This window comes from Rubrivirga marina, assembly GCF_002283365.1.
Taxonomy (GTDB): Bacteria; Bacteroidota; Rhodothermia; order Rhodothermales; family Rubricoccaceae; genus Rubrivirga; species Rubrivirga marina.
Genome location: NZ_MQWD01000001.1, coordinates 2,068,708 through 2,083,885, shown reverse-complemented (window position 1 = coordinate 2,083,885; position 15,178 = coordinate 2,068,708). Strand labels below are relative to the sequence as shown.

Genomic DNA, 15,178 nt, shown 5'->3' with positions numbered 1-15,178 from the left:
CGACACCGAGGCGGCCTAACCCCGCCCCCCCATGATGACTCGACCCGCTCCCCTACTTCTCGCGCTCGCGCTCGCCGCCCCGGCGCTCGCGCAGGGCTCCCAGCCGTACGCCGTCGGCGACTCGCTGGGCGTCCGCGACGCGGACGGGGCCTTCGAGGCGACGTCCTCGAACGTCACCGTCTTCGGGGCCATCTACGGCGCCGAAAGCTGCGCCTACGACGCCGAGCGCGGCCTGATCGTCGTCCCCAACCGCGGCGCCCCGCAGTCGGTCCAGACGAACGACGCCTGGGTCTCGCTCCTCCGCTCCGACGGGTCGGTCCACACGGTCCGGTGGATCGGGGTCCAGGGGCCGGACCAGCGCGCGGGCCTCGCCCCGCCGCTCGTGCTCAACGAGCCGCTGGGGAGCGAGATCGCCGGCGGCGTGCTCACCATCGCCGACCGCGACGGGGGGACCGGGCCCGACGACCCGAGCGTGGGCGTGATCCGCCAGTTCGACGCGCGGACCGGCGCGCCCGTCCGCGAGGTCCGCGTCGACGGCGCCCCCTGGCTCAACGACGTCGCGGTGGCGGACGACGGGACCGTCTTCGTCACCCAGACCGGCGACCTCAGCCCGGACCCTGACGCCTCGACGTTCCGGGTCTGGCGGATCGGCACAGACGGGGCGGCGTCGGTCCTCATCGAGGGCGCCCCGCTCGTCCAGCCTAACGGGATCGCCTTCGACCCCCAGGGCCGCCTGGTCGTCGCCAACTACGGCGACGACGCGGTGCTGACGTTCTCCCGGTCTGGCGAGCTCGTCACGACGCAGCACGCCGTACAGGCGGGCGGCGACGGGCTCGTGATCCTCCCGGACGGGACGACGTACGTGAGCAGCATCGCCCACGGCGGGGTCTCCCGGATCCGCCCCGGGGAGCCCGCCGAGCTCATCGCGCGGGGCATCCCGACGGCCGCGTCGATGTGCTACGACGCCGGCGCGAACCAGCTCGTGGTGCCGATGAACCCGAACCACGGGCTCGCGTTCGTCTCGCTCGACTAGCCCGCCTCGGTCGACCCGTGGAGAGACCGAGGCGGCCGGGGCTAGGGCGCGGTCGGCTCCACGTCGAGCACGTCCTCGCGGTCGACGCGGACGAGCCCGGGCGGGCCGCCCTTGATCGGGCGGACGTACTTCCGCTCCGTCACGGTCACGGGCACGACGGTCTGGGTCCGCGCCGTCGAGAACCACGCCGCCAGCCGGGCCGCCGCGGCGACGGCCTCCGGGGGCACCGTGGTCGACCGGCCGGGCCGCTTGACCACGACGTGACTGCCGGCGACGCCGCGCGCGTGGAGCCAGAGGTCGTGCGGGCTGGCCACGCGCGTCGTGAGATGGGCGTTGCCCCGCGCGTGCTTCCCGACGAGCGCCTCGTAGCCGCCGGGCAGCGCGAACCGGCGGAACGGCTCGGCCGGCCCGTCGTCGGCGCGCTGGCCGACGAGCGCGTCGATGGCAGCCCCCTCAGCGTCGCGGAGCGCGCGGAGGTCGGCGAGCGATTCCGTCGCGCGGACGCGCGCCAGCAGGTCGGCGGCCCGCTCCGCCTCGGCGTCGACCTCGGCCCAGCGGCGCTCGGCGGCCTCGCGCGCCTTCCGCGTCCGCCGCGCCTTGTCGTAGTACCGCTCGGCGTTCTCGACGGACGACCGCGCCGGGTCGAGCGGGATCTCGACCTCGCCCGTCCCTCCGACGATGTCGTCGAGGCGAACGGACTCGCGCCCGGGCCCCTCCCCGGCCGCCGACGCCATCAGGAGGTGGCCCCACGTCTCGTAGCGGCCGGCGCGCGACGGCTGCGACAGCTCGTCGAGCATGGCCTCGGCCGAGCGCTGGCGGCGACCGGCCGCGACGGCGAGCGCCTTCTCGAGTGGCCCGTACTCGGCGCTGTAGGCCCGCTGGGCGAGCGACCGCTTCGCCCATACGCCGAGGGCCGCGTCGACCGTCTCGAACCGCTCCTCCCGCCAAGTCTCCGGCACGTCGGTGCGCGGGACGAGCGAGAACGCCTCGGCGACGGGGCCGCGCCAGTAGACGACCGGCTCCGGCGCGGCGAGCGCGTCGCGATAGGCCTCGACTCCCTCGAACAGCGCGCCGAGGTCGGCACCTTCGGGTGGGGCTTCGGGGTCGAGGCCCGCGCGGCGGACGGCCTCGACGGCGAGATCGCGCGTGAACAGGGGGACGGCCCCGGCGACGGCCTGCTCGACGGTCCTCCGGTTGGCCCGCCAGCGCTCCGAGAACGCCCCGGCCGACTCGACCGCGGGCGCCGGCCTCGGCTCGGGCGCGGACTCTCCCACGTGATCGTCTTCGTCGAGAAACGCGGCACGGACGGTGTCCGCGGCGTCCACCCAGAGCACGTTCGGCCTCGAACCGAACAGGACGACTTGGAGGCGGCTCCCGTCGTCGAGATCGAGGAAGAGGTGCCGGTCGCGCTCGGCCGTGCGGACGCGCTCGACCCCACGGCCGCCGAGGCCGTCGAGCACGTCGGCCGTGTTGCGGCGCTGGCGGGCCGCGCCGTCGGTGCGGAAGACGAGGGTGAGCGCCGGGTCGCAGATGACCCGAAGGGTCGTCGCGGCGCCGTCGGCCGACAGGCCGAGGCTCAGTTCGCGCGGGCTCTGCGTCCACGCCTCCGTGACGGCGGCGCCCGCCAGCCGGGCGTCCCACTCGCGGGCGAGGGCGTGGAGAGTAAAAAAGTCCATGGGCCGAAGATCGGCCCAGAACGCCGGTGCTACCGCGTTTCCCAGTGTGCGACCGGCACGGCGTTCCGCACGGTCCACCACGTGCAGCACGACGTCTCGACGCCGAGGTACTCGACCACGCGGGCCTGGTACACCCCTCGGCTGATCGACTCCGGCGGCTCGACCACGATCACGCAGTCGCACAGCACGGCGTACTCGAGCGTGGGCCAGACCCCAACGGTCTCTCCCGCACCGACGCGCACTGTCCCGCGCCACGGCTCGGCCCCGGCGTACAACGCCTCGACCTGGTACTCCCCTGCCGGGACGGCCTCGATCACGAACTGGCCGTCGAGGGTGGTCGAGGCACCGAGGGAGGTCCCGGCCAATCGGACGGTCGCTCCGGGCAGCGGCTCACCCTTCGCGGCGTCGACCACGACGCCGACGACCCGTCCCGCCTCGGCCGGCGTCTGGGCAGCGGCGGGCGCGGCCAGGAGCACGAGCAGGCAAATGAGACGACGCATAGAGCGGCACCGGATGGGCGGCGGAACCAAACGTCAGCGCCGGGCCGTCCGCAAGGCCGGTCGGTGTACCCCTCAGGATCGTCGCGCCTCGGCAGCGGGAGCGCTAGTGATCGTGGCTCGCGCAGCCGGCGGCGCTGCCCGGGTGGAGCGCGAAGTCGAGCGCCACGTCCTCCTCGCCGACCTCGGCCTCGACCGTCTCGAAGTGGTAGGTGTACGCCGCCGCGCGGACGGCGTGCGTCCCCACCGGCACGTCCTCGATGACGTACGACCCGTCACGCTGCGACACGGCGCCGAGGCCGAGCTCCGGGATCGCGACGCCGGCGCCCACCACGGGCTCGCCCGTCTCGGCGTCGGTCACCAGGCCCGTCACCGTGCCGAGGCCGGCCGCCTCGGGCGCGCTCTGGGCCGAGGCAGAGGCCGCAAGCAGGAGGACGAGGGAGAGCGGGGCGGAGCGGAGGAACAGCATCGACGCGGCGGGGACCAGGGAAGGGCGAGACGTAGAATAGAACGGAGCCGCCGCGCCCGCCGTGTCCTGGCGAACCACCAGCTCCCAACCTTCTGATCGGGAAGGTCTTGAGCCGATCCCTATGTTGGGGACTCCACTCCCCTCCCTGCCATGACCCTCGCCTCTCTCCTCCGCACCGGAAGCCCCATCGTCTCCATCGGGCCCGACGCCACGGTCTTCGAGGCCATCGGCCGCATGGTCGAGCACAACGTCGGCTCCATCCTCGTCACCGAGGGCGACGCGCTCCGGGGCATCTTTACCGAGCGCGACTACCTCCGGCGGATCGCCCTCGAAGGCCGGACCTCGCGCGAGACGGCCGTCCGCGACGTCATGACGGCCGACCTGATCACGGTCTCGCCCGAGGACAGCGTCGACGGCTGCCTGGCGACCATGACCGAGCGGAAGATCCGCCACCTGCCGGTCCTCCGCGACGGCGAGCTGCTGGGCGTCGTGTCCATCGGCGACCTCGTCCGGGCCCGCCTCGAGGAGGCCCGGGGCGAAGTGGAAGGGCTGAAGCACTTCGTCACGGGCGGCTACCCGGGCTGATCGCGTCCGGTGACCGGCTCCCCGTCGGGCTCCCCTACCGCTCCTCGCGCCCGCCCTCGATGAGCTCGCGGGCGCTCCGGAGCGCGGCCTCCGACACGTCGGTGCCCGCCAGGAGCGTCGCCACGGCCTCGGCCCGCTCGGCCTCGTCGAGCCGGCGGATCCGCGTCCGCGTCCGGCCGTCCTCGATGACCTTGTCGACCTCGAAGTGCACGTCGCCGAGCGACGCGATCTGCGGGAGGTGCGTGATGGCGATGATCTGGTGGAACTGCGCCAGCCGGTGCATCGACTCGCCCGCGCGCCGGGCGATGGGCCCCGAGATTCCCGTGTCGATCTCGTCGAACACCAAGATCGGGAGTCGCTCGGACTTGGCGAGGATCGCCTTGAGCGCGAGCATGATGCGCGAGACCTCGCCGCCCGAGGCCACCTTCACGAGCGGCTTCGGGTCCTCACCGAGGTTGGCCGAGAGGTGGAACTCGACGAGGTCGGCCCCCATGGGGAACGCCGTCACGCGCCGCTGGCGGGCGCCCTCCGGGAGGTGGACCCAGCCGGCGGGGTCGTCCTGGAAGCCGAACTGGACGAGGAACCGCGCGTGCGGCATCCCGAGCGTCGCCAGCTCGACGCCGACGGCCGCCTCGATCCGCTGCGCCACCTCGTGCCGCTTCTGCGAGAGCCGGTACGCCGCCTGGCTCAGCGTCTCCTGCGCCTCCTCGATCTGCCCGTCGAGCCGCGCGATGGCCCCCTCGAAGTCCTTGGCGAGGTCGTACGTCGTCCCGATCTCCGCGCGGTAGGCGAGGACGGCCTCGACGGTCCCGCCGTACTTCCGCTCGAGGTAGTCGATCTCCGACATCCGCTCGCGGATTTCGTCGAGCCGCTCCGGGTTGAACTCGATCTCGGCGTTGTAGCCCTGGAGAAACTGCGTGGCCTCCTTGAGCGCGATCTCGGCCGAGCGGATGTCGGTCAGCGTGGCCTCGAACGACGAGTCGATCCGGGCGAGGTCCTGGAGCTGGTTCCGGACGAGGACGATCCGGTCGTAGAGCGCGTCGTCGGACTCCGAGATCTGGGCGTAGAGCTCGGCCGTGGCCTCGTAGAGCTGCTCGGCGTTCTCGAGGATCCGGCGCTCGGCCTCGAGCACGTCGGCCTCGTCCGGCTTGAGCCGGGCGGCGTCGATTTCCTCGATCTGGAACGCGTAGAGCTCCTTCTGCTTCTGGAGCTCCTTCTCGCGGCGGACGAGGTCGGTCCGCTCGCCGACCAGCGCCGCGGTCTTGCGGTACGCCTTCCGGTAGGTCTCGACGAGCCCGCCGAGGCCGCCGAAGTTGTCGAGCAGCTCGACGTGCGTCTCGGTCCGCAGGAGCGACTGGTGCTCGTGCTGGCCGTGGAGGTCGATCGTGTTGGCGGCCACCTCGCGGAGGACCTCGAGCGTGGCCGGCGTGTCGTTGATGAACGCCCGCGAGCCGCGCGCCGAGATCTCGCGCCGGATGATGAGCATCCCGCCCTCCGACGGGTCGATCTCGTGCTCCTGGAGGATCTGCGGGAGCCGCCCCTCGTCGGCGCTGTCGAACACGCCCTCGACGACGGCCTTTTTCGCCCCCGTGCGGAGGGCCTCGGTCGACGCGCGGTCGCCCAGGAGCAGCTTGAGCGCGCCGAGGAGGATCGACTTGCCGGCGCCGGTCTCGCCCGTGATGATGTTGAGCCCGCTGTCGAACTCGACCTCGAGCTCCTCGATGAGGGCGTAATCGCGGACGGAGAGGCTGCGCAGCACGGCGGCCAGGCGGGGGTCGGTGGGGACGGCGGACGCCCACAGGCTACGCCCGACTCCCCCGCCCGTCACCCGGATTGCCGTTGAACAATGGGCGACGCCGGGGGGCGGGCCTAGACCCGGACGCCCGCCGTCCCGTTCCGTCCGCCTCGGGGAGGCGACCGAGGCGGACGGCGTGAGCCGGTTCGCGGTCGGATTCCGCTTGTGGAGGACCAGCCACGCCACGCCATGCCGCGCCCCCTTCCCCCCGCCGCGCTCACGCTCCTCGCCCTCGCGCTCCTCGCCCCGGCCGCCGTGGGCCAGGCGTCGATCCGGGACCTCGGCAGCTTTAGACCGACTGGCGTCTCTGACGACGGCCGGGTGGTCTCCGGCGACCGATCGGGCTCGGGCGACCAAGTCACAGAAGCCATTCGCTGGACTGAGGGTGAGGGGATCGGCGTCCTCCCCAGCTTCTCGAACGTCTGGGATCGTGCGTCGGCCGTAAGCGCGGACGGCACGGTCCTCGTCGGGTACAGCTACGGGTACGACGGCCCCGGCAACTTCGCCGTGCGGTGGGGTGAGGACGGGGACGCCGAGTTCCTCGGGGTCCTGGAAGTCAACGACGACCTCCAGTTGGGCAGCCACGCGGAGGCGGTGTCGGCGGACGGCTCCGTCGTCGTGGGCTTTTCCGAAGTGGAGCGGCCGGGGAGCATGGGTTCTGGGCAGGTCGAAACCGAACAGGCCTTCCGGTGGGAGGGCGGCGTCATGACCGGGCTCGGCTACCTCGACGGGAGCTCGGTTGGCTCGGGCCCCCAGAGCACAGCGACCGGCGTCTCAGCCGACGGGGCCGTCGTCGTGGGGTTCAGCCTGACGACCGCGCTGGCGGGTTGCGCCGTGAACCCGTGTCGACAGGCCTTCCGGTGGGAGGGCGGCCAGATGCAAGGGCTCGGCGTGCTCGGTAGTGGAAGTGAGTCCTTCAGCTACGCACAAGCTGTTTCGGCCGACGGACGGGTTGTCGTCGGAAAGAGCAGCAGTTCCTCGGCCCTCTACGGCGAGGCCGTCCGGTGGGAGGGCGGCCAGATGCGAGGGCTCGGCGTGCTCCCGGGCGACGTCGAGAGCATCGCGCTGGCGGTCTCGGCCGACGGGTCCCTCATCGTTGGCGAGTCCGTGAGCCTGGAGGGAGACGAGACCATCTTCCTCTGGACGGCGGCGGGCGGGATGCGCGCCCTCCGGCCGTACCTCCTCGCCCAGGGCGTGGACCTCTCGGGCTGGACGCTGGGGCGTTTCGGCGGCCTCTCGGCGAACGGGAACTACCTCGTAGGCTTCGCCGGGAATGGGGCGGCCCGCCGGGCCTGGCGCGTGGCGCTCGTGCCCCCCCAGGACATCGTCGTCAACGACACCCGCGACCTGCCGAACCTCGGCACCGCCGACGGCCGCTGCGACGCCGTCGACGACGCGGAGGAGAGCGGCGACCAATGCACGCTACGGGCGGCCATCGAGTTGGCGAACGAGAAGGCGGGCGCGAACACCATCAGGTTCGACCTCGACGGCACGGCGCCCTTCCTCATCGCGCCCGAGAGCGCGCTGCCGGCCATCACCGACGCGCTGACCCTCGACGGGCTCACGCAGCCCGGCGCGAATGACGAGGTCGCGGTCGAGATCGGTGGCGACGCCACAGCCGACGCCGACGGCCTCGATGTCCGGGCTGATGACGTGACGCTCCGCGGGCTGTCGGTGACCGGCTTCGACGGGTGGGGCGTTCGCGTCGACGGGGCCGACGGCGTGACCGTCGAGCGGATGGCGATCGGCTACCCGCTGCGCTCTGGGCCTGCCTTCCGGCCCAACGGAGCGGGCGCTGTGCTCGCCGAGAACGGGGCGCACGATGTGACGATCGGTGGGACCGAGGCGGACGACCAGAACCGGCTCTACGGCACCGTGGCCGTCCGCGGCGACCTGACCGACGGCGTCTCGGTCCTCCGCAACGAGATCGCGCTCGACCCGGTCGCGGTCGGCGTCACGCAGGTGCCCATCGACCTGGCCGCGGGCGGCCCGTCGTGCACGCCGTGGGCCGGCGGCGACGGGCCGAACGGCGGGATGCCCGCGCCCCGCCTCCTCTCCATCACGTCCGGCACGGTGACCGGCCTGACGCGGCCCGGCGCCCGCGTGGTCGTGTTCCGAACGGAGCGGTCGCTCCTCGGGACCGGGCACGACCGGGGCCGCTACTGGCCCGCCTCGGTCCTGCCCGTCGGCACCGCCGAGGCGGACGGGACCGGGGCGTTCGCCGTCGCCCTCGACGAGACGCTCGCCGTGGGCGACTACGTGACCGCCAGCGCGACGGACGCGGGCGGCAGCACGTCCGAGTTGGCCCAGCTCAAACGGCCCGTGATCTTCCTGCCGGGGATCGGCGGGTCCTGGCTCGAGGCCACGGCCGGCGCCGGCTCCGACGCCAACCTCTGGATCCCCCTCGGCGGGTTCCCCACCGACGCCGCCCTCAACGACCGGCTCGCGCGGATGGCGATGGACCCGTTCGGGCAGAGCCTCGAGCCCGTCGTCGCCGACGGCATCGTCGAGGACGGCGCGTTCGGCTACGGGCTGCCCTACTACGACGCGCTCGCGGCCATCACCGCCGCCGGCTACCCCGGCGACGTCGGCAACGACGACCGGGCCACCAACGACCTCTGGCGCTTCGACTACGACTGGCGTCTCCACACGATCGGCGTGGCCGCCCGCCTTCGCGAGCTCGTCGACGAGCTCACGGGCGGGGCCGACGACGTCGCCGTGTCGTGCGAGGTCGACCTCGTGGCCCACTCGATGGGCGGCGTCGTGGCCAACGACTACGTGCGCGGCGAGCCCGAGCACGCGCGCGACCACGTCCACCGGTACCTCACCGTCGCCACGCCCTACCTCGGGGCGAGCCAGGCCGCCGCGGCCCACTCGGTCGGCTACGTGTTCGACGTCGAGGAGGCGCTCTCGTTCGAGGTCGAGTGGGGCCGGATGATCACGATGGCCCGCAACATCCCGGCGATCTACGGGCTCATGCCGAGCCGGGCCTTCTGGGACGCCGCCGCCCCCGCGAGCCCGTCGCACCGGCACGGCTACCTCTTCCAGGACCTCGACGGCCGGCCCGTCCGCTCATGGGGCGCCACGCGCGACTTCCTCGCGGCCCCGAAGCGCGACGCGGCCGGCCGGGCGTTCGGCCTCGGGCGCAACGGCCGGCTCATCGACCAGCAGCAGACCGAGGTCCACGACCTCATCGACGACTGGCGCGGCTGGGACGGGCCGCCGCAGGTGTTCCGGCAGGTCGGCCTCCTCGCCGGGTCCACGACGACGGGGTGGCGGGTCTCGACGATCGTCCCGGAGCTCGTCCTCCCCGAGCGCCTGACGCCCCGCGCCGAGGTCGGCGACACGGACCGGCACCGGACGTGGCGGACCTACCTCCAGCCCGTCCTCGGGACCGGCGACGCGACGGTCCCCCTCGTCAGCGCCACGCTCGGCCACCACGCCAGCGTCGGCCGGGTCGACTTCTCGGGCGAGGACTCGGACTGGATCGAGCCGTTCGAGTACTACCCGTGCACGCACACCGGCATCCTCGCCGACGCCTGCACAGACACGCGGGGCGAGTCCGCGCTGGGGCGGATCCAGGCGATCCTCCGGTCCGGCTACCTCGTGATCCCCGAGCCGGCAACGCGCGCCGCCGGCGGGGATCCGCCGCCCGGCGCCGAGGCCCTCTACGTCGTCGCCTCCGGCCCGGTCACCGTGGAGGTGACGGACGCGACCGGGGCGCGCACCGGGCCGCGCTCCCGCGAGGCCTACCGCGTCGTCGAGCATGGGCTCGGCGGGATCGGCTACTGGCCCGGCGAGCGGTCCGCGACGGTGTCGGTGCCGACGACCGGCGCCTACACGTTGACGGTCGAGGCGCCCGTCGAAGGCGTCCAGGCCCGCGTCTACCGGCTCCAGATCGACGCCGACGACGCGCAGCGGCGGAGCGTCCTCTACGCGGACCAGTCGCTCGACGTCGGCGGCCGGCTCCGGCTCTCGACGTTGGCCGGCGGGACGCCCGCGGCCACGCCCCTGTCGCTCGACGCCGACGGCGACGGGGCCTTCGAGCGGAGCGTCGCGCCGTCCGCGGTCCTGACCGGGACGGGGGGCGTCCCGGCCGTCCCCACGCCCGAGCCGGCCGTCGTCCGGGCGGGCACGCTGGAGGGATCGGTCACGGTCGAGCTCGCCCTCCCCGACGTCGGCACGGACGGGTGGACGTGGACGCTCTCCGAGACGGCCGACTGGATCACGACGTCGGCCACCTCGGGCACGGTGCCGGCGACGATCACGCTCCGCCTCGCGGCCGACCTCGTATCCGACACGCTCGCGACCGCCACGCTCCAGCTCACGCTGCGTCACGGGGACTACGCGGTCGAGGCCCCCGTCCCGGTCGAGCTCCGGACCGACGCGGGCGGGGTGGACGCGGAGGACGGGCCCGACCGCCCGACGGCGCTCCGGGTCTCTGCGGTCGCCCCCAACCCGGCGCGGGCCCGCGCGGCCGTCGTCGTGGGCCTGCCGGCGGAGGCCCACGTGACGGTCGAGCTGTTCGACGTCCTCGGCCGGCGCGTGGGCGTGCTCGACGCCGGCCCGCTGGCGGGCGGGGAGCACGCGCTCGCGCTCGACACGTCGCCCCTCCCCGCCGGACCGTACATCGTCCGCGTGGCGGCCGGGGGGGAGGTCACGACGCGGCCGCTCACCGTCGTCCGCTGACGGGGCCGCCCGCCTCGGGCGCGCCCGAGGTGGGCGGGGTGAGCCGGTTCGGGGCCGGATTCCGCTTGTGGGAGCCCAGCCACGCCGTGCCATGCCCCGTCTGCTCCTCGCTGCGCCCCTCGCCCTCACCCTCCTCGCCGCCGACGTCGCGGCCCAGTCCTGCGCCTCTGACATCGACGGGGCCACGGTCTGCGTCGTCGGCACGGATGCGCCCGCGGCCCCGCCCGCCCGCCTCGGCGGGGGCTACCCCGACATGCGGGACAGCGTCGCGGTCGACTTCACCGTCCGGTCTCAAGAGGCGTTCGGCACCAACCTCGGCGATGAGGCCTTTTTCGTTGCCGTCTACGCGCAGTGGACGCACATCGAGGGAACGCCCTACTACTCCGTGGTCGCCAACTTCTCATCGGGTCCACGACGCGCGTCTGGGTGGAGCGGGGGCGGCGTCACCTCCCGCGCCCCGGACGACAGCTTCCCCGAGGTCATCAACGCCCCTCCAGGGACGCTGATCTCGCCACGCTTGCTCTACATCACGCGGCGGTTCCCGGGGTCCACGGAAGAGGAGTGGCAAGAGAGCATCGCGCAGACCCGCGCCGCGGCCGCGTCGTACGGTCCGACGTACTACCTCTCGGTCTCGGCGGCCCTCGACCCTGCCCTGACCACGACGATCTCGCTTCCCGAGGAGGTCGCGGCCGGCGAGGAGTTCGAGGCCACGGTCGAGGTCAGCAACAAGTGGCGGGTGGACGCCGAGATCGTCCGCGCCGCGGGCCCGCTCGTCGTCCGCGACACGGCGGGCGTGGAGGTCGAGGGGGCCGTCGAGATCGCCGAGGAGCCGGAGCCGCTGGCCGTGGTCGGTGGGCCATCGACGGGCTCGCTTCCGTACACGCTCGTCGCGCGCAAGGCGGGGCGGTTCGTGATCGAGGCCCCGGTCGAGGCCGTCTGGCCGAGGTACTACAGCAACGTCGTGGCGTCCGAGTCGGTGTGTGGCGAGGAGGACCAGCCCGAGTGCGCCGTCGAGGTCACGGGCGCCGAGCTCGTCGTCAACGACGAGGGCGACGAGCCCGACGACGACCTCGACGACGACGGATTCTGCGACGTCGACCCCGGCGAGGCCGGGTCGCAGTGCACGCTCCGCGCCGCGCTCCAGACGGCGACGGCGGCCGGCGGCGCCCTCATCGCGTTCGACCTCGAGGTCCCGACGATCGCCATCGAGTCGGCGTTGCCGCCGCTCACCGACGGCGTCACGCTCGACGGCGAGACCCAGCCGGGCACCGCCGGCCTCCCGTCGGTCCGCATCGACGGCTCGGGCGCGGGCGGGGCCGACGGGCTCCGGGTCGAGGGGAACAGCGTGACCGTTCGTGGCCTCGCGATCACCGGGTTCGGCGGGCACGGCATCCACGTCGCGGGCGGGGTGAACGGCGTGCTCGAGGGGCTCCTCATCGGGACCGACGCCACGGGCGCCGAGGGGCTCGGCAACGGTGGCGACGGGATCCACGTCTCGGGCGGGAGCGGGCTCCGGATCGGTGACGAGGAGTCGACGCGGCGGCGCTCGGCCATCAACCTCGGCGTGATCTCCGTCTCGAACCTCCTCAACGGGCTCTATGTCCGCGACCCGGCCAACGCGACGCGGATCCGGGCCCGGCGCGAAGGACGGGCGGCCGCCGAGGCCCGGATCCTCAACATCAACGTGGCGGGCCTAACGGCGGGGCTCTTCGACGCGCTCGGGACGCCGAAGGCGCTCCCGAATGGACAGAACGGCGTGTGCCTTCTCGGCGCGCGCGGCGTTACGTTCCGGAAGCCGATCATCAGCGACGCGGCCCGGCACGCGTTCGAGGTCCTGGCCTCGCAGGATGTCCGGATCCTGGGCGGGCTGCTCGGCCTCCGCCGCCCGCAGCCGACCGCGGCCGCCCACATCGGGTCGATCGGGCAGAGCCTCGTCCGCGTGGTCGAGAGCCTCGGCGTGGCGGTCGGCTCGGGCTCCGAGGCGGACGGGCCCGTGCAGGGCGTCGGCTCGGGCGGGTGGTTCATGGACGTCGAGGCGTCGGAGGACGTTCAGGTGAGGAACGTCCTGGCGGGGATCACTCAGAACATCGACGCGATCGGTGGGCCCCTCGCGGCGCTCCTCCGCAACCGGGCCGGCGGGCTCCGCGTGTTCAACTCGCCGAACGTGACGGTCGGGCTGGAGGGCCTGGCGACGGTCTTCGCCAACAACGGTGGCGATGGCGGCCAGCCGCAGGCCGGCATCTTTGCGGCCGGCCCGTTCACCCAGAACTTCCGCGCGCTCGGCGTCCACCTCGGCACGACGCCGACCGGGCAGGCCGGCCTCGGCAACCTCGGCAGCGGCCTCGTCCTGGCCGACGGCGTCCGCGACGCGATCCTCGGAGGTGACTCGCCGCTCCAGCAACTCGTCTCGGGTGGCAACGGCGGATACGGATTCCTCTTCCGCGATCTCGCCGCGCCCGAGGGCCTCCGTCGCGCCGACGGGTCCGTCATCAACATCCTGTCGGGCACGCGGCTGCTGAGCGGCATCCTCGGCGGGCCGGTGGGCGGGACCGTCGGAGAAACGCTCCGTGTGCCGAACGCGCTCAGCGGGTTCTGCATGCTCCGGGTGCGAGGCGCCCTCCTCCGCGCGCTCAGCGCGGGGCCGAACGGTCGGCACGGCATCGAGATCCTCCAGTCCGAGGGCATCCAGATCCCGTCGGCCCGGATCGGGTCCCTGTTCGACAAGCTCCTCGCCTCCCCCGAGGACGTCGCGGCGCCCGAGGCCGACGGCGTCCACGTCGCCAACAGCGTCCTGATCTCGCTGGGCCAGCTTTCGGGCGGACCGCTGGGCTCGTTCCTGATCCACGGCGTCGGCGGGCGCGGGATGGCGTTCCAGGGCTCGCGTCAGATCACGGCATCCGGGGTCGGCGTCGGGAAGGCGCCGGTCGGATCATCGATGGCGGCCCAGATGCAGGCGCTCCTCGGGCCGGGGTCGGACGGCGGGTGGTTCATGGACACCGACGACGTCCGCCTCGACAGCCTGACGGTCCTCGGGGCCGGCCGACTTGACGGTGTGGGAGGCGGCCTCCTCTTCAACGGCGGGCGCTTCGCGCGGATCGCCCGGAGCCTGCTCGGCGAGCGGGGGCCGGGTGGCCTGCCGGCGCGGGCGAGCGCGGGCCCCGCCGTCCGCGTGACCGCCCTCGACAGCCTGCAGCTCCTGACGAGCCGGATCCTCGGGCACACCCAGGGGCTCGTCGCTCACCTGTCGACGGCGCTCCTCGACGGCAACACGTTCGAGGGGCAGGGCGACGGGGGCGCGGGCGACGCGGTCCAGCAGACCGGCGGGAGCGTCGAGGCCGTCCGCAACACGTTCATCGGGGCCGAGGGCGCGGCCGTCCGGATCGACGCGATCGGCGAGATGCTCCTCCGGTTCAACAACATCGCCGGGAACGTCATCGGGGTGCTCGCTGAGGGGAGCGGTGGGGGCCGCGAGGGCGGCGCACGGGTCCTCGCCCCCGACAACTGGTGGGGCGACCCGAGCGGGCCGAGCGGCGATGGGCCGGGCGCTGGCGACTCGGTCTTCGGCCCGGTCGACTACGGCGACTGGCTCACCGAGGCGGGCGGGGTCGTCGTCACGCCGTCGGCCTACGTCGTCGAGGCCGGCGACGGCGAGGATGTCGAGGTCACGCTCGCCTTCGAGAGCCCGTTCGTCGGCGACGACGTGGTGGACGTGACCGTGACCGACGAGCAGGGCTGGATCACGAGCGCGACGTCGTTCTCGATCGGTACGAGCGCGGAGCACACGCTCACGGCGACCGTCGGCGCGGCCGACGGCGACGCCGTCCGGATCCGCGCCGTCTCCCAGTCGGACCCAAGCCTCGCTGGCTCGGCGACCGTCCGCATCGTGCCGCCGGGCGGGTCGTTCCTCGTTGAGTCCGACTCGGAGCCCGGCGCCACGGAGCTCGACGCGCTCGGGGTGGGCACGATGGTCGCGGTCGGCGGGAAGATGGTCGTCAACCCCGGCGGGGCGAACGAGGAGGAGGCGACGGTGTCCGGGTTTGGGTCGGTACTCTTCGACGCGCCGCTCCGGTTCCGGCACCGCCGCGGCGAGCGGGTCGTCCCGGCGGACGCGTTCGCGGTGTCGTCCGAGCCCGACCCCGTCGAGGAGCTTCCGACGGCGCTGGCGGTCGCCGTCGCGCCGAACCCGGCCGGCTACCGCACGGTCGTCACCGTCGCGGTGCCCGGCGCCGGCCCCGTCCGCGCCGTGCTCTACGACGCGCTCGGCCGCGAGGTCGCGCGCCTCCACGACGGCCCGCTGGCGGCCGGCACGCGCGCGCTCCCCATCGACGCGTCGCGGCTCCGATCCGGCGTCTACGTCGTCCGCGTCGAGGCCGGCGGCGAGGCCGTGTCGCGCGCCCTCACCGTCGTCCGCTAGCCAGCTTCCCCCGCCTCGAC

General features: G+C 73.7%; 8 protein-coding genes. 4 read left to right on the top strand and 4 right to left on the bottom strand.

The window, feature by feature from the left end; all coding sequences use genetic code 11:
- Nucleotides 1-34: 34 nt before the first annotated feature.
- Entirely contained in the window at nt 35-1,033 is a 999-nt protein-coding gene (locus BSZ37_RS08530; RefSeq protein ID WP_218830447.1) for an SMP-30/gluconolactonase/LRE family protein, read from the top strand.
- A 41-nt stretch (nt 1,034-1,074) separates the two neighbouring features.
- Here BSZ37_RS08530 and BSZ37_RS08525 read toward each other — a convergent pair whose 3' ends face one another.
- The 3 genes from BSZ37_RS08525 to BSZ37_RS08515 form a co-directional block, all read right to left on the bottom strand.
- Nucleotides 1,075-2,709, bottom strand: a complete 1,635-nt coding sequence (locus BSZ37_RS08525) for an NFACT RNA binding domain-containing protein (RefSeq protein ID WP_095510145.1) — start codon at nt 2,707-2,709, stop codon at nt 1,075-1,077.
- A 29-nt stretch (nt 2,710-2,738) separates the two neighbouring features.
- Nucleotides 2,739-3,209, bottom strand: a complete 471-nt coding sequence (locus tag BSZ37_RS08520) for a carboxypeptidase-like regulatory domain-containing protein (RefSeq protein ID WP_095510144.1) — start codon at nt 3,207-3,209, stop codon at nt 2,739-2,741.
- Between the two features lie 103 nt (nt 3,210-3,312).
- The gene (locus BSZ37_RS08515) at nt 3,313-3,675 is read right to left on the bottom strand and encodes a carboxypeptidase regulatory-like domain-containing protein (protein WP_095510143.1); all 363 of its coding nucleotides are present in this window, start codon (nt 3,673-3,675) and stop codon (nt 3,313-3,315) included.
- Between the two features lie 150 nt (nt 3,676-3,825).
- Here BSZ37_RS08515 and BSZ37_RS08510 point away from each other — a divergent pair, with 150 nt between their 5' ends.
- A complete protein-coding gene (locus BSZ37_RS08510) occupies nt 3,826-4,260 on the top strand; it encodes a CBS domain-containing protein (protein WP_095510142.1) in 435 nt (144 codons plus the stop codon).
- 34 nt (nt 4,261-4,294) lie between these two features.
- Here the strand turns inward: BSZ37_RS08510 and recN are convergent, their stop codons facing one another.
- Nucleotides 4,295-6,019, bottom strand: a complete 1,725-nt coding sequence (gene recN / locus BSZ37_RS08505; protein ID WP_095510141.1) for a DNA repair protein RecN — start codon at nt 6,017-6,019, stop codon at nt 4,295-4,297.
- Between the two features lie 225 nt (nt 6,020-6,244).
- Between recN and BSZ37_RS08500 the strand changes: the two genes are divergently transcribed.
- Both BSZ37_RS08500 and BSZ37_RS08495 read left to right on the top strand, forming a co-directional pair.
- Nucleotides 6,245-10,744: a lipase/acyltransferase domain-containing protein gene (locus BSZ37_RS08500; protein WP_095510140.1), complete on the top strand. Its 4,500-nt coding sequence runs from the start codon at nt 6,245-6,247 to the stop codon at nt 10,742-10,744.
- Nucleotides 10,745-10,835: 91 nt separating this feature from the next.
- Nucleotides 10,836-15,158: a T9SS type A sorting domain-containing protein gene (locus BSZ37_RS08495; protein WP_095510139.1), complete on the top strand. Its 4,323-nt coding sequence runs from the start codon at nt 10,836-10,838 to the stop codon at nt 15,156-15,158.
- Nucleotides 15,159-15,178 lie beyond the last annotated feature (20 nt).

Excerpts from the sequence above, each read along its gene's own strand:
- BSZ37_RS08530 (WP_218830447.1), top strand. The coding sequence starts at position 35 with ATGACTCGACCCGCTCCCCTACTTCTCGCGCTCGCGCTCGCCGCCCCG.
- BSZ37_RS08525 (WP_095510145.1), bottom strand. The coding sequence starts at position 2,709 with ATGGACTTTTTTACTCTCCACGCCCTCGCCCGCGAGTGGGACGCCCGG.
- BSZ37_RS08520 (WP_095510144.1), bottom strand. The coding sequence starts at position 3,209 with ATGCGTCGTCTCATTTGCCTGCTCGTGCTCCTGGCCGCGCCCGCCGCT.
- BSZ37_RS08515 (WP_095510143.1), bottom strand. The coding sequence starts at position 3,675 with ATGCTGTTCCTCCGCTCCGCCCCGCTCTCCCTCGTCCTCCTGCTTGCG.
- BSZ37_RS08510 (WP_095510142.1), top strand. The coding sequence starts at position 3,826 with ATGACCCTCGCCTCTCTCCTCCGCACCGGAAGCCCCATCGTCTCCATC.
- BSZ37_RS08500 (WP_095510140.1), top strand. The coding sequence starts at position 6,245 with ATGCCGCGCCCCCTTCCCCCCGCCGCGCTCACGCTCCTCGCCCTCGCG.
- BSZ37_RS08495 (WP_095510139.1), top strand. The coding sequence starts at position 10,836 with ATGCCCCGTCTGCTCCTCGCTGCGCCCCTCGCCCTCACCCTCCTCGCC.